This is a genomic window from Pseudomonas sp. So3.2b (assembly GCF_019464415.1).
Classification (GTDB): domain Bacteria; phylum Pseudomonadota; class Gammaproteobacteria; order Pseudomonadales; family Pseudomonadaceae; genus Aquipseudomonas; species Aquipseudomonas shahriarae.
Genome location: NZ_CP080494.1, coordinates 2,997,674 through 3,020,100 on the forward strand (window position 1 = coordinate 2,997,674; position 22,427 = coordinate 3,020,100).

Genomic DNA, 22,427 nt, shown 5'->3' on the forward strand with positions numbered 1-22,427 from the left:
TTTTCGCGATGCGCGGGTAACGTTGATCGCCCCAAGAGTCTCGGTCACGGGACGGTGCCATGTCTTTGTGCCCCCGCACAGCGATCCATCCATTGCGCTGTGCCTTTGAACAATCGCGTAATGCAGCGCTTTCAAGGAATTTAGCCCCATGTTCGAACTCGATCATGACTTGGCGCAGGATATCGTCAATCGCACGATGGCCATTTTGCCCTATAACGTCAACGTCATGGACAGCCAGGGCCTGATCCTCGGCAGCGGCGAGCCGGAGCGCATCAACACCCGCCATGAAGGCGCGCAATTGGTCCTGGCCAACGGTCGCGTGGTGGAAATCGACAGCCAGACCGCCAAGCACCTCAAGGGTGTGGCGCCGGGGATCAACCTGCCGCTGCTGCATGATCAGCGCCTGATCGGCGTGCTGGGCATCAGTGGTGAACCGCAGTTGCTGCGCACCTATGCCGAACTGGTGCGCATGACCGCCGAGATGCTGGTCAGCCAGCGCCATCAACAGGCGGAGCAGCAATGGCGACGTCAACGTTGTGATGATCTGCTGGCGTTGCTGCTGGCCGACAGCGGCGAATCGCCGCGCCTGGTGGATGAGGCCCAGCAACTGGGGCTCAAGCCGCAGTTGCCGCGCACCCCCTATCTGTTTGAACTGGGCCCGGGGCAGACCGCCGAAGCCCTGGCAGCCTGGCTGGCCTCCCGATACCCGGACAGTTGGTGCGTCAGCTCCGCAGAGTTTTCGTTGCTGTGGTGCCGCCCGGCGGCGGTGCCGATGGACAACCCGCGCCTGCTGGAAAAACTCGAGGCCTCGGGCTGGAACATCCTGCGGGTCGCCGTGGGTGGCCAGGCCGATGGGTTGGCCGGCTTGCGCCGCTGTTATCGGCGGGTGGCGGACTTGCTCGCCTATGGCCGCGACGTACTGCCCCAGTCACGCCTGCTGACCCTCAACCGCTATCGGTTGCCGGTGATGCTCTGGCGCCATCGCAACGACGACGCCCTCGACGAACTGCTCAACCCGTTACGCAAGGTCCTGGCCAAGGACGCCAACGGCCAACTGCAGGCAACGCTGCGCAGCTGGTGCGAACACGACGGGCAAAGCCAAGCGTGCGCCGACGCCCTGGGCATCCACCGCAACAGCCTGCGCTACCGCATGGAGCGCATTGCCGAATTGAGCGGTGTCGATCCCCTGACCTTGGATGGCATGCTCGCGCTGTACCTGGGGGTGCAACTGCTGCCGCAAACCCTGTAGGAGGCGCTTTTGTAGAAATGAACAACAAACCCCTGCCACGCTTGTGCATTGGACAGGCGTCATTGCCGGTGCCAACTGGCAGCATGGGCGTCATAAAAACCGGAGAAAGCCCATGAAAGTCATCATCGCCCCCGACTCGTTCAAGGACAGCCTGAGTGCCGAAGGCGTGGCCCAGGCCATTGCCCAAGGGTTGGCCCAGGTCTGGCCGGATGCCGAACTGATCCAGTGCCCGATGGCGGACGGTGGTGAAGGCACGGTGGAGTCGGTGCTCGCGGCCTGCCACGGGCAATTGCGCAGTTGCACCGTGCAAGGCCCGTTGGGCGGCACCGTTGAGGCGCACTGGGGCTGGTTGGCTGAAAGTGCCACGGCAATCATCGAAATGGCCGAAGCCAGCGGCCTGCAACGGGTCCCGCCGGGGCAGCGTGATGCCTGCTCCAGCAGCACCTTCGGTACGGGTGAGCTGGTCCGCGCCGCCCTGGACGCCGGGGCCCAGCGGATCATCCTGGCGATCGGCGGCAGCGCCACCAATGACGGCGGCGCCGGAGCCATGCAGGCCCTGGGCGTGCAACTGCTCGACGCCCAAGGCACACCCCTTGCGCGCGGCGGCCTGGCCCTGGCGCAGCTGGCGCGGATCAAACTTGAGCAGTTGGACCCGCGCCTGGCCCAGGTGCGTTTCGACATCGCCGCCGACGTCAACAACCCCCTGTGCGGCCCCCACGGTGCCTCAGCGATTTTCGGCCCGCAAAAAGGCGCCAACCCACACCAAGTCGAGCAACTGGACCAGGCCCTCGGACACTTTGCCGACCACTGCGCCGAGGTGCTGCCCCGAGACGTGCGCGACGAGCCGGGCAGCGGCGCGGCCGGTGGTCTGGGCTTTGCCGCCAAGGCCTTCCTCGGCGCGCAGTTTTGCCCGGGTGTGGAGGTGGTCGCCGAACTGGTGGGCCTGGAACACGCCGTGCGCGGCGCCGACCTGGTGATCACCGGCGAAGGCCGCTTCGACGCACAGACCCTGCGCGGCAAAACCCCGTTTGGCGTGGCGCGGGTGGCCAAGCTGCACGGTGTTCCGGTGATCGTGATCGCTGGCACGCTGGGCGAGGGCTACGAGCAGATGTACGCCCATGGCGTCGACGCCGCGTTTGCTTTGCCTGGCGGGCCGATGAGCCTGGAGCAGGCCTGTAGCGAAGCACCGCGGTTGCTGCGTGAGCGGGCGGCGGATATTGCGCGGGTGTGGCGCTTGGGCGCGCAACGTAGCCGCGGATGACAGCGCTTGCTGTCGCCGCCTACACTGCTCGGCCACTTGTCTTTCAAAGGATGAAACACAATGCCTACACCTGATTCCACGATCGTGATCCAGCGCTTTGCCGAAAGCCATCTCGAAGGCATGCGTGCGCTCTACAACGACCCGGCCGTGTGCCGTCAGGTGCTGCAGATGCCGTTCCAGTCGCTGGAGGTGTGGCGCAAGCGCCTGGCCGATACCAATGAGCGACTGCTCAGGCTGGTGGCGGTGCAGGCGGGCGAGGTCATTGGTAACTGCACCCTGGAGCAATATGCGCGCAGTCGGCAAAGCCATGTCGGCAGTATCGGCATGGGGGTGGCCGTGGCCTGGCAGGGCAAGGGCGTGGGCACCCAACTGCTGGGCGCGGCGCTGGAGGTGGCCGACAACTGGATGAACCTGCACCGGGTGGAACTGACGGTGTATGTCGACAACGAGCCGGCCCAGGCGTTGTACCGCAAGTTCGGTTTCGAGACTGAAGGCCGGCTGCGCGATTACGCCGTGCGTGACGGCGTATTTGTCGACGCCCTGAGCATGGCCCGCCTGCGTCAGACCGCCTGATCCCCCAGGGCAAACGCCACCGCAGCCTGTGCATGCAGCTCGGTGGTGTCGAGCAACGGCAGGTGGCTGTGCTCGGGTTTGATCAGCAGGCCAATTTCGGTACACCCCAGGATAATCGCCTGGGCACCACGGGCTGCGAGGTTGGCAATGGCCTGCTGGTAAACCTGGCGTGAGGTCTCGCTAATCACCCCGACGCACAGCTCTTCATAAATGATCCGGTGCACGGCGTGGCGTTCTGCTGCGTCGGGCACCAGCACGTTCAAGCCCTGGGCTGCCAGGCGCGCCTTGAGAAAATCCTGTTCCATGGTAAACGCGGTGCCCAGCAGGCCGACGGTCAGGGTATCGGCCTTGACCGCCGCCGCGCCGGCCGCATCGGCAATATGCAGAAACGGCAGCGATACGGCGGCTTCGATCTGTGGCGCCAGCAGATGCATGGTGTTGGTACACAGCACGATGCAGTCGGCGCCACCGGCTTGCAGGCGGCGCGCGGCGTCTTGCAGGATCAGCGCCGCGTCATCCCAGCGCCCGGCGTGCTGGGCCTGTTCCACCGGACCGAAGTCGACGCTGTACAGCAGGATTTGTGCCGAGCGCAGCGGCCCCAATCGGTCGCGTACCTGCTGGTTGATGATCCGGTAATACTCGGCGCTGGACTCCCAGCTCATGCCGCCGATTAGGCCGATGGTGCGCATGCAAAGCTCCTCAAGCGAATAGGCGAAAGCCACACCTTACCCAACCAGTGAGCGTTAGTCATACGCGGCGCTGCTGCATCTGCCATGATCGTTGTTTGCAGTCCCCGAGGAACACCGCAATGGACGATGTACAGCAATTGGGCGAGATGCTTCGTCACTACGCCGACAGCGAAGCGCACAAGCGCCAGCAGTTCGAGGTGCAGTCAGCCCGCTGGACCCAGAAAATCACTGAGCTGTACGGCGAGATCGAGCAGTGGTTGGCGCCGGTCAAGCGTGATGGTTTGCTGGAGGTGCAGCGTGAGGCTTATGTGGCGTCTGGCCCAAGCGTGCCGGTGGAGACGTCGACTTTCAAGACCGAGAAACTGACCATTCATATCGCAGGCAAACCGGTGGAGTTTGTGCCGGATGTGATGGGGGCGGGTGGGTTGATTTCGTTGTCGGTCATGGGGCTGACTGCTGCTCGCTACGGCAGTATTTCGCTGGTGTTGTTGCCGGGGAATGATGATTGGCTGTGGAAGAAAACCAATGGTTTGAAAGACCCGGACACGTTCACCTTTGATGCCAATTTTCTGGCCTTGCAGTTGCAGAGCCTGATTCCGCGCGAACGGGGCTGATCCCCGGGCAAATGTGGGAGCGGGCTTTTGTGGGCTTGTGTGGGAGCGGGCTTGCCCGCGATAGCGGTGTGTCAGGCAAGTGTTCCTAACCTGAGATACCGCCATCGCGGCGTGAGTCTCTACACCACTCTTTTCTGGGTTTGTGTACATATCCGTTGCTGCGGTCACGGCGGCTATTGGTTCCGCCCTTACGGCGGGTCACTTTTGGAAAAGAGCCCGGAGTGTGAACTGCCCCCCGAATGTTGGACACCTGACCCCTCGGGAGGGTGTTCCATGACGAAATACAACCTAGCGCTCAAGCAATCACTGATTGAAGAGTGTCTGTCTGCCAGTAGCGTTCATGAGGTGGCCCTCAGGCATGGCTTGAGTCCATCGCTACTGCGGCGCTGGATCAAGGGTTTTGAAAAGCACGGTTCCTCTGGCTTGATTGCTAAGTACAGCCATTACGATGCCCAGTTTAAATTGAAGGTTTTGCAGTGCATCGAACAAGACGGACTGTCGGCCCAACAGGCCTGTATACAGTTTGATATCCGTGGCCCAAGCAGTATCAGGCAGTGGCAAAAGCTGTACGATGAGGGCGGCGTAGAAGCGCTACAACCGCATCGTCTTCAAGAGTCCAGCATGCCCCGCAAACCTTCCAGACAACCCAAAGCAAGTCCTGCTCTTCCTGCGGACGCAGAGCTGACCCCTGAACAAATGCTCGCAGAACTGGCCTATCTGCGCGCGGAGAATGCCTATTTAAAAAAGCTCGATGCCTTAATCCAAGCGGATCCCCGTACTGCGCAGCCAAAAAAACGCAGGCCGTCCAAGGATTGAGGCATGAGCATCCACTTGCTCTGTTGCTACGTGCAGCGGGACTTGCACGCAGCACCTTCTATTACCAAAGCAAAACACTGCTAACCGACAAGCATGCCGACCTTAAAGATCGCATCCGCAGCGTCTTTCACGGGAATAAGGGGCGTTACGGCTACCGCCGTATCACTGCGACCCTTGGAAACAGTGGTGAGTTGATCAATCACAAAAAGGTGCATCGGCTGATGCAGATAATGGGCCTCAAGTCGCTGGTCAAAGTGAAGAAATATCGCTCTTACCGAGGTGCTGAAGGGCTTGTTGCGCCTGATCTACTAAAGCGCGAATTTAAGGCAGAAGCCCCTAACCAGAAATGGGTAACCGACGTGACGGAGTTCAAGGTGAAGGGGCAAAAGCTGTTTCTCTCGCCTCTCATGGATTTGTACAACGGCGAGATCCTGGCCTACCAGATCAACCGACGTCCCGAATTCAGGATGGTCTCGATGATGCTGGAAAAAGCCTTCGGGCGACTGAGTCGAGATGAAAAACCAATACTGCACTCTGACCAGGGTTGGCAGTACAGGCAGCCTACCTACCGACATATGCTGGCCGAAAAGAGCATCGAGCAGAGCATGTCGCGCAAGGGTAATTGCTTGGACAATGCCGCCATGGAAAGCTTTTTCGGCACACTCAAGAGCGAGTTTTTCTATCTGGAATCATTTGAGAGTGTGGAGCAGCTGGCATCAGGCATAGAGGATTACATTGCCTACTACAACCAAGACCGCATAAGCCTCAGACTGAATGGCTTGAGTCCGGTACAATTTCGTATCCAGACGCTGAATCAATAGCGTCCCTGTCCAACATTCGGGGGGCAGTTCAAGTGCCGGCCCAGCCAAAAGTAACCAAAAGGGCTCTTGCCCCACCACTCGGCACCTCGCCTAGGCTCGGTGTGCCCGTCATCCGACATTGATTTGGGGGGCCGCCGCGATGGGCCATCCATGGCCCAGCGCGGCTAACCCGGCGTCCTGCCGGGTTACCCCCCAAATCAATATCGGATGACGGCCAGCGTGGTTTAACGGGGCGCCTCAGATCAAAAGCAAAGCGAGGCGGCCTGACAGCCGACCTGATCGTCGAAGCGTGCGCATATACCTGTGGGAGCTGGCTTGTCGGATCGCCGCATCGCTGCGATGGCGCCGGCACTGCTAGCCTTTATGTTGTCTGACACACCGCTATCGCAGCCTCGCAGGGCGAGACAGCTCCCACAGGGGAATGGAGCTTCGCGCCCCGGCTTTGGCATTGCTGTTGCTCTGCTTTTGATCTGGCTTTTGATCTTGATCTTAGGCGCCCCGTTAAACCACGCTGGCCGCAGGCAGGTATTGCGCAGTGGGCACCCCGGCATGGATGCCGGGGTAGCCGCGACACGGCCAGGGATGGCCGATCGCGGCGGGCCCACGGAGCAATGCCTGACTGCGGGCATGCCGAGCCTAAGCGAGGCACCGAGTGGTGGGGCAAGAGCGCTTTGCTTACTTTGGCGCTCTTCCAAAGTGAGCCGCCGTAAGGGCGGAACCCTAAGTGGCCGTAACCGCAGCAACGGATATGTACTCATTCCCAATAACCAAAAAGAGCGAGTTGTGTAGACACCTATGGCCATCGCGGGCAAGCCCGCTCCCACACAAGCCCGCTCCCACAAAAAGCCCAACACCGAGCTTTAGAGCTCTACATTACCCCAGCCCGGCCTGGCCTCTTCAGGCGCCACCGCCTTGACCTGCTTGCCCGTCGCCAGCTCCACCCGCCGCGCCACTTCCGGGTCGTCGGCAAACGGTATCAGGCTCGCCTCATCCAGCTCGGTTCCCGATTGCCCGCGCAGGCAGTACTCCACGGCGCCATACAGGCAGATCACCGCCGCCAGGTTGAAAATGACCTCCCACATCAGGCGATCTGCGCATCACTGTGCGCCACCTTCAAGTCAGCCACCCGTACGGTGCGCCAGGTGTTGTAGGCCATCAGCAACATGCCGCCCAGGAAGAACACCCCACCGGCAAACCGCACCACAAACCCCGGGTGGCTGGCCTGCAAGGCCTCGACGAACGAGTAGGTGAGGGTGCCGTCGTCGTTGACCGCCCGCCACATCAGGCCCTGGGTGATGCCATTGACCCACATCGAGGCGATGTACAGCACGGTGCCGATGCTTGCCAGCCAGAAGTGCAGGTTGATCAGCGGCACGCTGTACATCTGCTCGCGGCCGAAGATTTTCGGGATCATGTGGTACAGCGAGCCAAAGGTGATCATCGCCACCCAGCCCAAGGCACCCGCGTGGACGTGGCCGATGGTCCAGTCGGTGTAGTGGGACAGGGCGTTGACCGTCTTGATCGCCATCATCGGCCCCTCAAAGGTCGACATGCCGTAGAACGCCAACGACAACACCAGAAACCGCAGGATCGGGTCGGTGCGCAACTTATGCCAGGCACCCGACAGGGTCATCATGCCGTTGATCATCCCGCCCCAGCTGGGCGCCAGCAGGATCAGTGACATGGCCATGCCCAACGACTGAGCCCAGTCTGGCAGCGCGGTGTAGTGCAGGTGGTGAGGCCCGGCCCAGATGTACAGGGTGATCAGCGCCCAGAAGTGCACGATGGACAGGCGATAGGAATACACCGGCCGCCCGACTTGCTTGGGCACGAAGTAATACATCATCCCCAGGAACCCGGTGGTCAGGAAGAACCCTACTGCGTTATGCCCGTACCACCACTGCACCATGGCGTCGGTGGCGCCGGAATACACCGGGTAGGACTTGAACCAGTCCACCGGGATGGAAAGGTGGTTGACCACGTGCAGCATGGCGATCACCACGATAAACGCGCCGAAAAACCAGTTGCCGACGTAGATGTGCTGGGTCTTGCGTTGCACCACGGTGGTGAAGAACACGATGGCGTAGGCCACCCACACCACAGTCATCCACACCGCGCCGGAGAATTCGATCTCGGCGTATTCCTTGGTGGTGGTGTAGCCCAGGGGCAGGGTGATCAGCATGATCACGATCACCGATTGCCAACCCCAGAACGTAAAGGCGGCGAGCCAGTCGCTGTACAGGCGCACCTGGCAGGTACGTTGGACCGCGTAGTAGCTGGCGGCAAATTGCGCGCTGCCGGCAAAGCCGAAAATCACCAGGCTGGTGTGCAGCGGCCTTAACCGGCCAAACGTGGTCCAGGGCAGGTCCAGGTTCATGTCCGGCCATACCAGTTGCGAGGCGATCCACACGCCCATGGCCATGCCGATAACGCCCCAAACCACGGTGGCGATGACGAATTGACGGACAACCTTATAGTTATAGGCCTGCCCGGTTGATGCTGTGCTCATGGTCAGTCTTCCACGGTTTCAAGTCCCGGGCACTGTAGGAAATCCATGAAAAACAAAACAGGCTCAGAAAAACTACATTAATACGGATCAGAATATATCCCTTAAAACATGGGGTATTCCGTGGCTGATATGGTTTTTTAGTTTTTAGCTGAATCTGTGACGTCTTGAGCTGTAGGTGCATAGTCGCCCCCATAGAAACCGCTGCCGTCGAGCGCGGTCAGCCATGATGAGGTAGCGAGATGTATCGGTACGATGAGTACGACCGGGCCCTGGTCTTCGAGCGTGTGGCGCAGTTTCGTGATCAGGTCGAACGGTTTGTCGCTGGCGACTTGAGCGAAGAGGAATTCCTGCCGCTGCGCCTGCAAAACGGCCTGTACCTGCAAAAGCATGCGTATATGCTGCGGGTGGCGATTCCCTACGGCACCCTCGGTGCGCAGCAGCTGCGCACCCTGGCGAGCATTGCCCGGGATTACGACCGCGGCTACGGCCACTTCACCACGCGCCAGAACATGCAGTTCAACTGGATCGAGTTGCAGCAGGTGCCCGACATCCTCCAGCGCCTGGCCGAAGTCGACATGCATGCGATCCAGACCTCGGGCAACTGCGTGCGCAACATCACCACCGAAGCCTTTGCCGGGGTGGCCGCCGACGAACTGCTGGACCCGCGCCCGCTCGCAGAGATCCTGCGGCAATGGTCGACCATCAACCCCGAATTCCTGTTTTTGCCGCGCAAGTTCAAGATCGCCATCTGCTCGGCGCGCCAGGACCGGGCGGCGATCATGATGCATGACATCGGCCTTTATCTATATCAGGACGCCGACGGCCAGATGCTGTTGCGCGTGCTGGTGGGCGGTGGCCTCGGGCGCACGCCGATCCTCGGCTTGCAGATTCGCGATGGCTTGCCCTGGCAGCATCTGCTGTCGTATGTCGAAGCGGTCCTGCGCGTGTACAACCGCCATGGCCGGCGGGATAACAAATACAAGGCGCGGATCAAGATCCTGGTCAAGGCCCTGGGTATCGAGGCGTTTTCCCGGGAAGTGGAGGAGGAGTGGCAGCACCTGCGCGATGGCCCGGCGCAATTGACCGAGGATGAGTACCAGCGCGTGGCCTCGGCCTTTGTACCACCGGACTATCAGGCCCTGCCCGATACCGACCTGGACTTTGGCACGCACATGGCCGACAGCCCGGCGTTCGCGCGCTGGGTGACACGCAATGTGCAGCCCCACAAAGTACCCGGCTATAGCAGTGTGGTGCTGTCCACCAAGCCGGGGATCGCCGCGCCGCCGGGCGACGTGAGTGCCGCGCAGATGGACGCCGTGGCGCAGTGGGCCGAACAGTTCGGCTTCGGTGAAATCCGCATCGCCCATGAACAGAACATCGTGCTGCCGGATGTGCCCAAGGCGCAGTTGCATGCCTTGTGGACCCTGGCCTGCGAGCAGGGCCTGGGCAGCGCCAATGTCGGCTTGCTGACCGATATCATCGCCTGCCCGGGCGGCGACTTCTGTGCCCTGGCCAACGCCAAGTCGATCCCCATCGCCCAGGCGATCCAGCAGCGCTTCGACAACCTCGACTACCTGCATGACCTGGGCGATATCAGCCTGAATATCTCCGGCTGCATCAATGCCTGTGGGCATCACCATATCGGCAATATCGGCATCCTGGGGGTCGATAAAAATGGCAGCGAGTGGTACCAGATCACCCTGGGCGGTGCCCAGGGCAAGGCCAGCGCGCTGGGCAAGGTGATTGGCCCAGCGTTCAGTGCGGCACAAATCCCGGATGTGATCTCCCGCCTGATCGCCACCTACGTCCGCTACCGGGAGAGTGACGAGCCCTTTATCGACACCGTGCAACGCATCGGCCTGGAGCCGTTCAAGGAGCGGGTGTATGGCAGCGTGGTGCAACCGGCATGAACAATCTGTTGAGCCTGGAACAGGGCGTGGCGCGTATCAAGCACGATGACCCCTGGACCCTGGTGCGCGATGCACAAGTACCGCTGCCCGAGGGGGCGCTGATTCTGCCGCTGGCCCTGTGGCTGAGCCGGCGCATTGCGCCAGACCCGCCACAGGACGCGGTGTGGCTCGGCCCGGATGATGAAGTGGAACACCTGCAGCCGTGGCTGGATGTGCTGCCGCTGATTGCCCTGGACTTCCCCAGCTTTCGCGATGGCCGAGCCTACAGCCAGGCCTACCTGCTGCGCACCCGCCTGGGCTGGCAGGGTGAGTTGCGGGCGGTGGGGGATGTGCTGCGCGACCAGCTCAGCCATATGCGCCAGTGTGGCTTCGATGGGTTCGCCGTGCGCGAGGACAAGTCGGCCGCTGACGCGCTCAAGGGCCTGGCGGGCATGAGTGTGAGCTATGGCCGCTCGGTGATTGAGCCGCGGCCGCTGTTTCGGCGGCGCTGAGGTTAAGCAGGAGCGCCCAACTGCGGGGCAAATCGAAGCTGCGAAATAACCCGCACTTGGGGGCTGGAGGCAGGTTATTTCTGCAGAATTGGCTATACCTGTAACTTCACGTTTCGGCGATAAACGCCAAGGAGTTGCGCCATGAAGCTAGGGCTGATGATCAGTGCGTTGTGTATTGCCTCACTCGGGGTGGCCGGTTGCGCGAGTAAAGTCCCACAGCCGGACGAGTATTCGGGGTTTCTTTCGGACTACAGCCAGTTGAAGGAAGCCAAGTCGCCATCGGGCGTAGAGGTGATGCGCTGGGTCGATCCCAAGCTGAATCTGAAGCGCTACACCTCGGTGTATATCGAACCGACCCAGTTTTTCCCCAAGCCCCAAGCCACGGCGCAAATCCCCGAAGACACCTTGCGCAGCATCAACGAGTACTACAACCAGGCGCTAAAGCGTGAGCTGGTCAAGTCACTGCCACTGGCCAGCGCTCCGGGCCCCGGGGTGATCGTGGTACGGGCGGCGATCACGGCGGTCAGTCGCAAGACTGAAGGCCTCAAGCCCTATGAGTTCATTCCGGTGGCCTTGGTGGCAGCAGCGGTGAGTACCGGCACGGGGATTCGCGACCAGGAAACCACCTTGGGCACCGAGGCGCAGTTTCTCGATGGTGGCAGTGGGCGGGTGCTTGCCCAGGTTGTGCGCAAAGGCACTGGCAAGCCGCTGGAGAACGATAGCCAGGTCATGAAAGCGGCTGACGTGAAGGGGGTGATAGACGGCTGGGCGGCTGATTTGCACCAGTCCTACTCCAAGTTCAAGGCCAAATAGCGAGCGCGAACAGTGGCTTGTGGCGAGCGGGCTGGCCCCAGTCTCGTTTCAGGGTCGCTTCGCGCCCCAGCGGGAGCAAGCCCCCTCGCCACAACAAGGCCGCCTACGGACACCTGGGTGCGATCAGCCGCCCACCAGCATGCCTTTGACTTTGTCGCGCAGTTGCTCAATGGAGAACGGCTTGGCAATCATCTGCACACCGGCAGGCAACTCAATGTTTTCGGCATAGCCACTGGCAAGCAGGATGGGCAGGGCTGGGCGCAATGTGCAGGTTTTATCCGCCAGTTCCTTGCCATTCATGCCCGGCAGGCCCCAGTCGGTCATCATCAGGTCGATCACATGGGCGCTGTCTTCCAAGAACGCCAGCGCCGCTTCGGCGTCTGCCGCCTCAAGCACCTTGAACTCCAGTTCTTCGAGCACATCGACGATCAACATGCGCACGATGGCGTCGTCTTCGACGACAAGGATGGTGGAGGCTGCGGACATAGTGAGGGTTCCCAGATAGTGGAGGTACAGGTCTTGAGCAGTTGAAAGACCATCCTCTAGTGAGTTGCGTCGATCCCGGCAAGTTCCCGAAACAGGGCGGGCATTGTGCCGATAATCAGGCTTGATGTCCTGGCTGTGTCGTTGAAATACGGCAGAAACATAGCCCTTGTGGTCGATTTTGGGGCAAACTTCCGGTTTTTCCGCACTTGGCCAAGGCACGCCCATGACTCCCGCTTCGTCAGTCGATGAAAACAGCTTCCGCAAACTCCTGAGCCGCAACGTGGCTTTGCCGTTGGGTGTGGGCGTGCTCAGCGCGGTGTTTTTCGTGTGCCTGATCACCTATCTGTTGTCGGTGATCCAGTGGGTGGAACACACGGACCGGGTGATCAATAACCTTAATGAGACCGCAAAACTGACGGTGGATCAGGAAACCGGCATGCGCGGGTTCCTGATTACCGGCGACGAGCATTTCCTCGACCCCTACGAGGTGGCCAAGCCGCGGATCATTTCCGATCTGCGCAATTTGCAGTCGTTGGTCGCGGATAACCCCCAGCAAGTGGATCGTCTCAAGCGCCTGGAGTCATTGCAGCTGGAGTGGAACAACTACGCCCAGACGATGATCGACATGCAACGGCAAAACGGCGACTACCGTGGCGCGGTGAAGGCCGGGCGGGGTAAGCGTCTGACCGACGAGATCCGCAAGGAATACGACGCAGCGATTGCCATGGAGCAGCAGTTCCGGCTCGAGCGTAATAAGGACGTGACCCGCACCACGGTATTCAGCGTGGCGGTTTACTTGCTGTTCGTGTTGGGCTTGAGCGGCTTCCTGGCCTATGTCGGAAGGAAGAATCTATTAGCTCTTTCAGACAGTTACAGTGCCAACCTGGCCTCGCAGATGAAGATTGCCAAGCGCCTGGAACAGCAGGCCTGGCTGCGCAACGGCCAGACCGAGCTGGCCGAACAGGTGCTTGGCCAACTGACCCTGAACCTGCTGGGGCGCAATATCCTGCAGTTCTGTGCCCAATACATGGGCTCGGTGGTGGCCGCGCTGTATGTGCGCGAGGAGCACGGTGGCCTCAAGCGCGTGGCGACGTATGGCTTCTCCCGTGAGCAGGAGCAGCAGGAGCAGGCGATCTACCGCGACGAGGGCATCGTCGGCCAGGCTGCCCAGCAGCATCGCTTGATTCGCCTGGATGATGTGCCGGTGGACTACTTCAAGGTCAGTTCCGGCCTGGGCGATGGCGCACCGCGCAGCGTGCTGGTGGTGCCGACCAGCGATGATGATCGGGTCAACGGGGTGATCGAGCTGGGCTTTCTGCGCGCACTGGACGAGCGCGATGTGGAGCTGCTGGAGCTGATCGCCGGCAATATCGGCACGTCCATCGAGGCGGCGCGCTATCGCCAGCGCCTGCAGGAAGTACTGGCCGAGACCCAGCAGCTCAATGAAGAGCTGCAAGTGCAGCAGGAAGAGCTCAAGACCGCCAACGAGGAGCTGGAAGAGCAGTCGCGCATCCTCAAGGAGTCCCAGGCCCACCTGGAAACCCAGCAGGCCGAGCTGGAACAGACCAACGAACAGTTGGCCGATCAGACCCAGATCCTCGCCGACCAGCGCGACGCCATGGACCGCAAGAACGTCGAGCTCAATCGCGTACAGGTCGAGCTGGAGGAGCGCGCCGATGAGTTGCAGCGCTCGAGCAAGTACAAGTCCGAGTTCCTGGCCAATATGTCCCATGAGCTGCGTACGCCGCTCAACAGCTCGCTGATCCTGGCCAAGTTGCTGGCGGAGAACTCCGAGGAAAACCTCAGCGCCGAACAGGTCAAGTTTGCCGAGTCGATCTACTCGGCGGGTAACGACCTGCTCAACCTGATCAACGACATCCTGGATATCGCCAAGGTCGAGGCCGGCAAGCTCGATATGCGCCCCGAAAACACCAGCGTGGCGCGCCTGGCCGAGGGCTTGCGCGGGATGTTCGAGCCGTTGGCCAGCGACCGCAAGCTGGGTTTCCAGGTGGAGGTCCAGGCCGGCGCGCCACTGATGCTGTTCACTGACCGCCAGCGCCTGGAGCAGATCCTCAAGAACCTGCTGTCCAATGCGGTCAAGTTCACCGAGAAGGGCCAGGTCAGCCTGACCATTTCCCGCCAGCCGGGGGAGGGCATTGCCTTTACCGTGCGCGACTCCGGGATCGGCATCGCCCTGGACCAGCAGGAAAGCATCTTCGAGGCGTTCCGCCAGGCTGATGGCACCACCAACCGTCGTTATGGCGGTACGGGCCTGGGGCTGTCGATTTCCCGTGACCTGGCCACCTTGCTTGGCGGCTATATCAATGTCACCAGTGAGCCGGGCCAGGGCAGTATCTTCACCCTGGTGCTGCCGGAGCAGTATGTGGAGCGCGACGAAGACGCGCCGGCTATCGAGCAGTCGCGGGCCGTGACGGTTGCCCCGGCACCCGTGGCGCCAGTGAAAATTTCGCCGCTGCCGGTGGCAGACGAAGCATTGATCCCGCGTTTTGCCGACGACCGCGAGCTGGCACCGTTCGCCACCCGTTGCATCCTGGTAGTGGAGGACGAGCCGAACTTTGCACGGATCCTCTTCGACCTGGCCCATGAACTGGGCTACCACTGCCTGGTGGCCCATGGTGCGGACGAGGGCTACAACCTCGCCGAGCAGTACCTGCCCGACGCGATCCTGCTGGACATGCGCCTGCCGGACCACTCCGGGCTCACCGTGCTGCAACGCCTCAAGGAGCACGCCGAGACCCGCCACATCCCGGTGCATGTGATTTCCGTGGAGGATCGCGTGGAGGCCGCCATGCATATGGGCGCCATCGGCTATGCCGTCAAGCCCACCACCCGCGAAGAGCTCAAGGACGTGTTTGCACGCCTGGAGGCCAAGCTGACGCAGAAGGTCAAACGCATCCTGCTGGTGGAAGACGACGACTTGCAGCGCGAGAGCATCGCCCGCCTGATCGGCGATGAAGACATTGAAATCACCGCCGTCGGCTTCGCCCAGGAAGCATTGGACCTGCTGCGCAGCACGGTCTACGACTGCATGATCATCGACCTCAAGCTGCCGGACATGCTCGGTAACGAGTTGCTCAAGCGCATGGCCACCGAGGATATCTGTTCGTTCCCGCCGGTGATCGTCTACACCGGGCGCAACCTGACCCGGGACGAAGAGGCGGAGCTGCGCAAGTATTCGCGCTCGATCATCATCAAGGGCGCACGTTCACCTGAACGGTTGCTGGATGAAGTGACACTCTTTTTGCACAAAGTCGAATCCCAGCTGTCCCAGGAGCGGCAGAAGATGCTCAAGACCGCCCGCAGTCGCGACAAGGTCTTCGAGGGGCGCAAGGTGCTGCTGGTGGACGACGATGTACGCAACATCTTCGCCCTCACCAGCGCCCTGGAGCACAAGGGCGCGATTGTGGTCATTGGCCGTAACGGCCGTGAGGCCATCGAGAGACTCAATGAGGTCGAGGACATCGACCTGGTGTTGATGGACGTGATGATGCCGGAGATGGACGGCTACGAAGCCACCGCCCTGATCCGCCAGGATCCGCGCTGGCGCAAGCTGCCGATCATCGCGGTGACGGCCAAGGCGATGAAAGACGACCAGGAACGCTGCCTCGCGGCGGGCTCCAACGATTACCTGGCCAAGCCCATTGACCTGGACCGCCTGTTCTCGCTGATCCGGGTGTGGTTGCCCAAGATGGAACGCATTTAAGTGGAAATACACTAAGTGGATCGAAGTACTGATATTGAACTGCGCTTGCTGATCGAGGCGATTTACCTCAAGTACAGCTATGACTTTCGCGACTACTCAGGGGCTTCGGTCAAGCGCCGTGTGGCCCATGCCTTGCGCCAGTTCGACTGCAAGACCATTTCGGCCTTGCAGGAGCGGGTGTTGCACGATCCCACGGCCTTTATGCAGTTGCTGCAGTTCCTGACCATTCCGGTCAGCGAGATGTTTCGTGATCCGTCGCACTTCCTGGCCATTCGCCAGGAAGTGGTGCCACTGCTCAAGACCTATCCGTCGATCAAGATCTGGATCGCCGGTTGCAGCACGGGGGAGGAGGTGTACTCCATGGCCATCCTGCTGCGTGAGGAGGGGCTGCTTGAACGCACGATCATCTATGCCACTGATATCAACCCCAGCTCCCTGGAAAAGGCCAAGCAGGGGATCTTCTCCCTGGAGAGTGTGCGAGCCTATACCCACAACTACCAGCAGGCGGGCGGGCAGCGGTCGTTTGCCGATTACTACACGGCGGCCTACGATTACGCAATCTTCGACAAGACTCTGCGCGAGAACGTAACGTTCGCCGACCACAGCCTGGCGACGGATAGCGTATTCTCAGAAACACAATTAATTTCATGTCGTAACGTGCTGATTTATTTCAATAAAAAGTTGCAGGATAGGGCCTTTGGATTGTTTCATGAGTCGCTGTGTCATCGTGGCTTCCTGGTGCTGGGCAGTAAGGAAACCCTGGACTTCTCCGCCTACAGCAAACAGTTCGAACCCCTGGTCAAGCAAGAACGGATCTACCGCAAATCATGAATGAAGCAGCTGCCAGCCCGGCCTTGGTGTCGGGTGTCCAAGCCATTGTCGTTGGCGCTTCCGCTGGCGGGGTCGAGGCGTTGCTGAGTGTTTTCGGGGCCTTGGCGCCAGGGTTCAACCTACCGATCATCGCCGTGCTGCACTTGCCGGATGAACGTCGCAGCCAGTTGGCAGAAGTCTTTGATCGGCGTCTGGCAATACCGGTAGTAGAAGCCCGGGACAAGGAAACGATCCAGCCCGGCACCCTGTATTTTGCCAGCCCCGGCTACCACCTGTCGGTGGAGCATGACCACAGCCTGTCCTTGAGCCAGGAAGAGCGCGTGCATCACTCCCGCCCGGCCATTGATTATCTGTTCGAGTCGGCCGCCGACGCCTATGGCCCGAACCTGCTGGCGATCCTGCTGACTGGCGCCAACCAGGATGGCGCGCGCGGCTTGGCGCAGGTCAAGCAGCGCGGCGGTACCACCGTCATCCAGGACCCCGCGGAGGCCCGGGTGGCCGTAATGCCCATGGCGGCCCTGGCGCTGCATACCCCTGACCATATTCTCACCTTGAGCCGCATTGGCGATTTGCTGGCTTCCCTGGAACCCTCCCCATGCTAAGTACTATCCAGGCCAAACTGCTGATCGTCGACGATCTGCCGGAAAACCTGCTGGCCCTTGAAGCGCTGATCAAGCGCGAGGACCGTCATGTCTACAAGGCATTGAGTGCCGACGAAGCTTTGTCGCTGCTGTTGGAGCACGAGTTCGCCATGGCCATTCTCGACGTGCAGATGCCCGGCATGAATGGCTTCGAGCTGGCCGAAATGATGCGCGGCACCGAAAAGACCAAGAACATTCCCATCGTGTTTGTCAGCGCCGCCGGTCGTGAGCTCAACTACGCCTTCAAAGGCTATGAGAGCGGTGCGGTGGACTTCCTGCACAAGCCGCTGGACATCCATGCGGTCAAGAGCAAGGTCAATGTGTTCGTCGACCTGTATCGCCAGAGCAAGGCCATGAAGCTGCAGGTCGAAGCCCTGGAGCACAGTCGCCGCGAGCAGGAACTGTTGCTCAACCGCCTGCAGGCGACCCAGGCGGAACTGGAGCAGGCGGTGCGCATGCGCGATGACTTCATGTCGATCGTTGCCCACGAGGTGCGCACGCCCCTCAACGGCCTGATCCTGGAAACCCAGCTGCGCAAGATGCACCTGGCTCGGGACAACGCCGCCGCCTTTACCTTGGACAAGATGCACGCCATGGTCGACCGCGATGAGCGGCAGATCCAGAGCCTGATCCGCTTGATCGAAGACATGCTCGACGTCTCGCGGATCCGCACCGGTAAACTGTCGATCCGCCCGGGGCATTTCGACCTGGCGCAGTTGGTGCGCAACCTGCTGGAGAACTTTGCTCCACAAGTGGCAGCGGCCGAGTCGTCGGTGCAACTGGATGCGCCGCAGCCGGTGGAGGGCAAGTGGGATGAGTTTCGTATTGAGCAGGTAGTCTCCAACTTGCTGACCAATGCCCTGCGCTACGGCGCCAAGAGCCCGGTGGCGGTGCGGGTGTACGCCGAACATGGCGAGGCCAGGGTGGAAGTGCAGGATCGCGGGATCGGTATCAGCGAAGACAATCAGAAGCGGATTTTCCAGCAGTTCGAGCGGGTGTCCGCCAACCATGCGGTGGCAGGGCTGGGCCTGGGGCTGTTTATCTCTGAGCAGATCGTTGCGGCCCACGGCGGCACGATTGAAGTCGAGAGCCGGATAGGCGAGGGCGCATTGTTCCGTGTGTGCCTGCCTTTGGCGGGCGCGGCGTGAAATCAATCGTCAGCCAGACGCAACCTCTGCGTGACCCAAGGGTCGTATCAGCAGCAATTGACCGGACAAAGGCTTCCCATGAGTGAAGATGCGCAAGATGTTGTACTGATCGTCGAGGACGACGAGTCGATCATGTTCGTATTGGGCGAGTACCTTTCGGGCCTGGGGTACCGGGTACTGAAGGCCATCAACGGCGAGCAGGCCTTTGAAATCCTCGCTTCCAAGCCCCACCTGGACTTGATGGTGACTGACTATCGCCTGCCTGGCGGAATTTCCGGGGTGCAGATTGCCGAGCCCGCGATCAAGCTGCGGCCGGAGCTGAAGGTGATCTTTATCAGTGGTTATCCGCAGGAGATCCTCGACTGCAATAGCCCGATTACGCGCAATGCACCGATCCTGGCCAAGCCGTTTGACCTGGATACGTTGCAGGAGCATATCCAACGGTTGTTGGCGTGAAGTAAAAAACCAGCACTGGCTTGCCGATAATAAGCATGCAGTCGTCTTCACCAAGGCCCGCGTGCTACGCGCACCTGCTGCCTGATCGCTGTGCGATGCGGGAGCCTGGCTCCCGCTGTGCTCATCCGTGTCACGTCGCAATCATCTCCCGCACCTTCGCCGTCAGCAGGTCAAAGGTAAAGGGCTTGGTGATCAACTGCATGCCCGGATCCAGGAACCCCCCGCGCACCGCCGCATGCTCGGCATACCCGGTAATGAATAACACCTTCAAGTCCGGGCGAATCTGCCTGCCGATCTCTGCCAACTGGCGACCGTTCATCCCTGGCAACCCTACATCACTGACCAATAGATCAATGCGCTGGCTGGATTCGATAATCGGTAGCGCACTGTCGGCATCCGCGGCTTCGACAAAGGCATAGCCCAGCTCACTCAGCACCTGGCTCACCAGCACCCGTACCGCCGGGTCATCCTCGACGATCAGCACGGTTTCACCGGCGTTGGCGAATGGCGGCAGGGTCGCGTCCAGGGGGGCATCGACGGTAACTTCACCGACACAGCGCGGCAGGAACAGGCTCACCGTGGTGCCTTTGCCGACCTCGCTGTGGAGGATCACATGGCCATGGGACTGGCGGGCGAAGCCGTAGATCATCGACAAACCCAGGCCGGTGCCCTGGCCGATGGGCTTGGTGGTGAAGAAGGGGTCGAAGGCTCGGCTGATCACGTTTTCCGGCATACCGCAGCCGGTGTCAATGACACTCAGCTCCACGTAGTCGCCGGGGGTTAAAGTGCCGTAGGCGGCGGTAAACACGTTGTCGAGGTGGCGATTACGGGTTTCCACCACCAGCCGGCCACCATCAGGCATCGCGTCCCGGGCATTCAGGGCCAGGTTGAGCAGGGCGCTCTCCAGTTGATTGGGGTCGGCTTCGGCGGTCCACAGCTGCCCGCTCAACTGCATGTCGAGCACGATGCTTTCATTGAGGCTGCGTTGCAGCAGTTCGCCCATGGAGGTCACCAGTTGGTTGATCTCCACCGGCTTGGAATCCAGCGACTGGCGGCGGGAAAACGCCAGCAGGCGGTGGGTCAGGCCGGCGGCGCGGTTGGCCGAGGTCACACCCAGGTCGATCAGGCTGTCGAGGTCATCCAGGCGGCCCCTGGCCAGGCGCCGGCGCAGCAGCTCCAGGCTGCCGATAATTCCGGTGAGCATGTTATTGAAGTCGTGGGCGATGCCGCCGGTCAATTGACCGACGGCTTCCATTTTTTGTGACTGGCGCAAGGCTTCTTCGTTGCTGCGCAATTGCGCAGTGCGTTCTTCGACTTGTTGTTCAAGGGTTTCCAGGGTGCTTTGCAGGCGCAGTTCGCTCTGGCTCAGGTCGATCAGGCGGTCGCGGGCTTCGTACTGTCGTCGCCGCCCGCGCAGGGCGGTGGTCACCAGACTGATCAGGGTCACCGGGTGAAACGGCCGCTCCAGCAAGGTGATGTTGCCCAGCCTGGCACTCAAGTGCGATGAGGCGTTCTGTTCGGTGCCACCATGGTGGGTCAGCAGTACGATGGGCAGGTCCGACCAGGCTGGCTGCTGCTGCAGATACTCCAGCAGCGGCTCCAGCCCGACCCCATGCAACGCTTCGGCGGCGATGATCAGCAGGCCCGCGCCTTGTTCCAGTTCATCGCAGAGCGATGACAGGTTGGGGGTCGCAATACCGCTGAAACCTGCTTCGTTGAGCATCATCAGCGCCAGCGTGCTGTCCCGTCCCAAGGGCGCGAGAATGATCGCGCGCTCGGAAATGGCCGGCAGGCTGCTCACAAGCGCTCATCCTTGAGCAGCGGGTTGCCGGCACCCATGTAGGTGGGGACGCCGCGCAGCACGCCCTGGAAGGCTTCCAGGGGTTCGCCGATGGTCATGCCCTGGCTGCCGATGCGGTATTCGCGAATGGTCGACTCATGGCTGCCGGTGCGTTTCTTGATGATGGAAATGGCCCGTCGCACTTTGCCTAGGGCCTCGAAGTAGCGCAGCAGGATCACGGTGTCGGCCAGATAGGTGATATCCACCGGCGCTTGCATGTCGCCGACCAACCCGTGCTGGGCCACGGTCATGAAGGTCGCTGCGCCCCGGCGGTTGAGGTACAGCAACAGCTCGTGCATGTGCAGCACCAGGGCGTTTTCCTCGGGCATGGCCGCCTGATAACCGTTGATGCTGTCGATAACCACGGTCTTGATCTGGCGCTCATCCACGCAGCGCCGCACCCGGTGGGAAAATTCGCCGGGCGACAGCTCGGCGGCGTCCACCTGCTCGATCAGCAGATTGCCGGTGGCTTGTAGGGCGGCCAGGTCGATGCCTATGTTGTTCATGCGGTCGAACAACAGGCCCAGCTCTTCATCGAAAATAAACAGGGCGGCTTTTTCGCCACGGGCCACTGCGGCAGCGGCGAAGATCATCGAGATCAGCGACTTGCCGGTACCGGCAGGGCCGAGGATCAGGGTGCTGGAGCCGGTCTCGATACCGCCGCCCAGCAGCGCATCCAGCTCGCGAATGCTGCTGGTCAGGGTCTGCCGGTTGTAGCCACCGCGGTGCTCGGCGGCCACCAGGCGCGGGAACACATGCACACCGTCTTGCATAATGGTGAAATCGTGGAAGCCGCCGCGATACTTCTGGCCCCGGTACTTCACCACCCGGACCCGGCGTCGTTCCGCGCCGTAGTTGGGGGTCAGTTCTTCCAGGCGGATCACCCCGTGGGCCACGCTGTGCACGGTCTTATCCAGGGATTCGGTGGTCAGGTCATCCAGCAGCAGCACGGTGGCGTCGTAGCGCACGAAGTAGTGCTTGATCGCCAGGATCTGCCGGCGATAGCGCAACGAGCTTTGCGCCAGCAGGCGGATTTCCGAGAGGCTGTCGATCACCACGCGGGTCGGCTTGACCCGTTCCACCACCTCGAAAATCTGCCGGGTGGCCTCGCCCAGCTCCAGGTCGGAGGAGTACAGCAGGCTTTGCTGATGCTCGGCATTGAGCAGGCTTTCGGGTGGGGTCAGTTCAAAGATATGGATATGTTCATCCAGCTCCCAACCGTGGGACTGGGCGCCCTGGCGCAGCTCGCGCTCGGTTTCCGACAGGGTGATATACAGCGATCGTTCCCCGGCCTTGGCCCCGGCCTGGAGAAAATGCAGGGCCACGGTGGTCTTGCCGGTGCCGGGCTCACCTTCGAGCAGGAACAGATGGCTACGCGATAGCCCCCCGGAAAGAATGTCATCAAGACCTTCGATGCCGGTGGCCGCCTTTGCTGTGAACAGCTCTTTGGATGTAGACAAGAAGTGCCCTCGGGTCACGTATAAGTTGAGCGGCGTGCCGGCTAAGGCGCGCCATATTCACTTGACCGTGGGGCTGTGGGGCGGTTCAACGTTTT

At 61.2% G+C, this 22,427-nt stretch carries 19 protein-coding genes; 13 read left to right on the forward strand and 6 right to left on the reverse strand.

The features are described 5' to 3' along the window. The first annotated feature begins 148 nt into the window (after window positions 1-148). From K1X80_RS13400 to K1X80_RS13410, 3 genes are all read left to right on the forward strand, one after another. Window positions 149-1,249, forward strand: a complete 1,101-nt coding sequence (locus tag K1X80_RS13400) for a sugar diacid recognition domain-containing protein (protein WP_057959635.1) — start codon at window positions 149-151, stop codon at window positions 1,247-1,249. Window positions 1,250-1,361: 112 nt separating this feature from the next. Further along, on the forward strand, window positions 1,362-2,510 hold the full coding sequence (locus K1X80_RS13405) for a glycerate kinase (protein ID WP_169990273.1): 1,149 nt from the start codon (window positions 1,362-1,364) through the stop codon (window positions 2,508-2,510). 60 nt (window positions 2,511-2,570) lie between these two features. Next, window positions 2,571-3,083: a GNAT family N-acetyltransferase gene (locus tag K1X80_RS13410; protein WP_115128132.1), complete on the forward strand. Its 513-nt coding sequence runs from the start codon at window positions 2,571-2,573 to the stop codon at window positions 3,081-3,083. Here the strand turns inward: K1X80_RS13410 and K1X80_RS13415 are convergent. After that, a complete protein-coding gene (locus K1X80_RS13415; RefSeq protein WP_128593739.1) occupies window positions 3,071-3,772 on the reverse strand; it encodes an aspartate/glutamate racemase family protein in 702 nt (233 codons plus the stop codon). The genes K1X80_RS13410 and K1X80_RS13415 overlap by 13 nt on opposite strands. A 119-nt stretch (window positions 3,773-3,891) precedes the next feature. On the opposite strand from K1X80_RS13415, the gene K1X80_RS13420 reads away from it, so the two are divergent. Further along, the gene (locus K1X80_RS13420) at window positions 3,892-4,386 is read left to right on the forward strand and encodes a hypothetical protein (RefSeq protein ID WP_057440074.1); all 495 of its coding nucleotides are present in this window, start codon (window positions 3,892-3,894) and stop codon (window positions 4,384-4,386) included. A 273-nt stretch (window positions 4,387-4,659) separates the two neighbouring features. Further along, a protein-coding gene (locus K1X80_RS13425; protein WP_090412738.1) for an IS3 family transposase occupies window positions 4,660-6,023 on the forward strand; the annotation gives its coding sequence in 2 pieces (ribosomal slippage) (window positions 4,660-5,125 and window positions 5,125-6,023; 1,365 coding nt in all). Between the two features lie 860 nt (window positions 6,024-6,883). Here the strand turns inward: K1X80_RS13425 and K1X80_RS13430 are convergent. Both K1X80_RS13430 and ccoN read right to left on the reverse strand, forming a co-directional pair. Further along, the gene (locus K1X80_RS13430) at window positions 6,884-7,105 is read right to left on the reverse strand and encodes a cbb3-type cytochrome c oxidase subunit 3 (RefSeq protein WP_120732912.1); all 222 of its coding nucleotides are present in this window, start codon (window positions 7,103-7,105) and stop codon (window positions 6,884-6,886) included. After that, a complete protein-coding gene (ccoN, locus tag K1X80_RS13435; protein WP_169961003.1) occupies window positions 7,105-8,532 on the reverse strand; it encodes a cytochrome-c oxidase, cbb3-type subunit I in 1,428 nt (475 codons plus the stop codon). Before ccoN ends, K1X80_RS13430 begins: the two co-directional genes overlap by 1 nt. Before the next feature lie 239 nt (window positions 8,533-8,771). Here ccoN and K1X80_RS13440 point away from each other — a divergent pair, with 239 nt between their 5' ends. The 3 genes from K1X80_RS13440 (at window position 8,772) to K1X80_RS13450 (ending at window position 11,746) form a co-directional block, all read left to right on the forward strand. Beyond that, window positions 8,772-10,442: a nitrite/sulfite reductase gene (locus tag K1X80_RS13440; protein WP_186625942.1), complete on the forward strand. Its 1,671-nt coding sequence runs from the start codon at window positions 8,772-8,774 to the stop codon at window positions 10,440-10,442. After that, window positions 10,439-10,933 carry a DUF934 domain-containing protein gene (locus K1X80_RS13445; RefSeq protein ID WP_057440077.1) on the forward strand — a complete coding sequence of 165 codons (495 nt, stop codon included), beginning with the start codon at window positions 10,439-10,441 and terminating at the stop codon, window positions 10,931-10,933. Before K1X80_RS13440 ends, K1X80_RS13445 begins: the two co-directional genes overlap by 4 nt. Window positions 10,934-11,074: 141 nt before the next feature. Continuing rightward, complete coding sequence (locus K1X80_RS13450) at window positions 11,075-11,746, forward strand: DUF3313 domain-containing protein (RefSeq protein WP_057959765.1); 672 nt, start codon at window positions 11,075-11,077, stop codon at window positions 11,744-11,746. Window positions 11,747-11,869: 123 nt separating this feature from the next. Here the strand turns inward: K1X80_RS13450 and K1X80_RS13455 are convergent, their stop codons facing one another. Then, window positions 11,870-12,232 carry a response regulator gene (locus K1X80_RS13455; RefSeq protein ID WP_057959764.1) on the reverse strand — a complete coding sequence of 121 codons (363 nt, stop codon included), beginning with the start codon at window positions 12,230-12,232 and terminating at the stop codon, window positions 11,870-11,872. Between the two features lie 223 nt (window positions 12,233-12,455). Here K1X80_RS13455 and K1X80_RS13460 point away from each other — a divergent pair, with 223 nt between their 5' ends. The 5 genes from K1X80_RS13460 (at window position 12,456) to K1X80_RS13480 (ending at window position 19,032) form a co-directional block, all read left to right on the forward strand. After that, window positions 12,456-15,956, forward strand: coding sequence for a response regulator (locus tag K1X80_RS13460; protein WP_057959763.1), 3,501 nt, complete (start codon window positions 12,456-12,458; stop codon window positions 15,954-15,956). Between the two features lie 15 nt (window positions 15,957-15,971). Then, window positions 15,972-16,787, forward strand: coding sequence for a protein-glutamate O-methyltransferase CheR (locus K1X80_RS13465; RefSeq protein ID WP_057440081.1), 816 nt, complete (start codon window positions 15,972-15,974; stop codon window positions 16,785-16,787). Beyond that, complete coding sequence (locus K1X80_RS13470) at window positions 16,784-17,389, forward strand: chemotaxis protein CheB (RefSeq protein WP_057959762.1); 606 nt, start codon at window positions 16,784-16,786, stop codon at window positions 17,387-17,389. Before K1X80_RS13465 ends, K1X80_RS13470 begins: the two co-directional genes overlap by 4 nt. Next, window positions 17,383-18,576, forward strand: a complete 1,194-nt coding sequence (locus tag K1X80_RS13475; RefSeq protein WP_057959761.1) for a hybrid sensor histidine kinase/response regulator — start codon at window positions 17,383-17,385, stop codon at window positions 18,574-18,576. The genes K1X80_RS13470 and K1X80_RS13475 overlap by 7 nt, the downstream gene beginning before the upstream one ends. A gap of 78 nt (window positions 18,577-18,654) precedes the next feature. Then, the gene (locus K1X80_RS13480; protein WP_057440084.1) at window positions 18,655-19,032 is read left to right on the forward strand and encodes a response regulator; all 378 of its coding nucleotides are present in this window, start codon (window positions 18,655-18,657) and stop codon (window positions 19,030-19,032) included. 130 nt (window positions 19,033-19,162) lie between these two features. Here the strand turns inward: K1X80_RS13480 and K1X80_RS13485 are convergent, their stop codons facing one another. Next, window positions 19,163-20,833, reverse strand: a complete 1,671-nt coding sequence (locus tag K1X80_RS13485) for a response regulator (RefSeq protein WP_057959760.1) — start codon at window positions 20,831-20,833, stop codon at window positions 19,163-19,165. Beyond that, window positions 20,830-22,332: an ATPase domain-containing protein gene (locus tag K1X80_RS13490; protein ID WP_057959759.1), complete on the reverse strand. Its 1,503-nt coding sequence runs from the start codon at window positions 22,330-22,332 to the stop codon at window positions 20,830-20,832. Before K1X80_RS13490 ends, K1X80_RS13485 begins: the two co-directional genes overlap by 4 nt. Window positions 22,333-22,427: the final 95 nt, after the last annotated feature.

What these genes read in the sequence shown, in the direction of transcription:
- K1X80_RS13400 (WP_057959635.1), top strand. Translation starts at nt 149, where the DNA reads ATGTTCGAACTCGATCATGACTTGGCGCAGGATATCGTCAATCGCACG.
- K1X80_RS13405 (WP_169990273.1), top strand. Translation starts at nt 1,362, where the DNA reads ATGAAAGTCATCATCGCCCCCGACTCGTTCAAGGACAGCCTGAGTGCC.
- K1X80_RS13410 (WP_115128132.1), top strand. Translation starts at nt 2,571, where the DNA reads ATGCCTACACCTGATTCCACGATCGTGATCCAGCGCTTTGCCGAAAGC.
- K1X80_RS13415 (WP_128593739.1), bottom strand. Translation starts at nt 3,772, where the DNA reads ATGCGCACCATCGGCCTAATCGGCGGCATGAGCTGGGAGTCCAGCGCC.
- K1X80_RS13420 (WP_057440074.1), top strand. Translation starts at nt 3,892, where the DNA reads ATGGACGATGTACAGCAATTGGGCGAGATGCTTCGTCACTACGCCGAC.
- K1X80_RS13430 (WP_120732912.1), bottom strand. Translation starts at nt 7,105, where the DNA reads ATGTGGGAGGTCATTTTCAACCTGGCGGCGGTGATCTGCCTGTATGGC.
- ccoN (WP_169961003.1), bottom strand. Translation starts at nt 8,532, where the DNA reads ATGAGCACAGCATCAACCGGGCAGGCCTATAACTATAAGGTTGTCCGT.
- K1X80_RS13440 (WP_186625942.1), top strand. Translation starts at nt 8,772, where the DNA reads ATGTATCGGTACGATGAGTACGACCGGGCCCTGGTCTTCGAGCGTGTG.
- K1X80_RS13445 (WP_057440077.1), top strand. Translation starts at nt 10,439, where the DNA reads ATGAACAATCTGTTGAGCCTGGAACAGGGCGTGGCGCGTATCAAGCAC.
- K1X80_RS13450 (WP_057959765.1), top strand. Translation starts at nt 11,075, where the DNA reads ATGAAGCTAGGGCTGATGATCAGTGCGTTGTGTATTGCCTCACTCGGG.
- K1X80_RS13455 (WP_057959764.1), bottom strand. Translation starts at nt 12,232, where the DNA reads ATGTCCGCAGCCTCCACCATCCTTGTCGTCGAAGACGACGCCATCGTG.
- K1X80_RS13460 (WP_057959763.1), top strand. Translation starts at nt 12,456, where the DNA reads ATGACTCCCGCTTCGTCAGTCGATGAAAACAGCTTCCGCAAACTCCTG.
- K1X80_RS13470 (WP_057959762.1), top strand. Translation starts at nt 16,784, where the DNA reads ATGAATGAAGCAGCTGCCAGCCCGGCCTTGGTGTCGGGTGTCCAAGCC.
- K1X80_RS13475 (WP_057959761.1), top strand. Translation starts at nt 17,383, where the DNA reads ATGCTAAGTACTATCCAGGCCAAACTGCTGATCGTCGACGATCTGCCG.
- K1X80_RS13480 (WP_057440084.1), top strand. Translation starts at nt 18,655, where the DNA reads ATGAGTGAAGATGCGCAAGATGTTGTACTGATCGTCGAGGACGACGAG.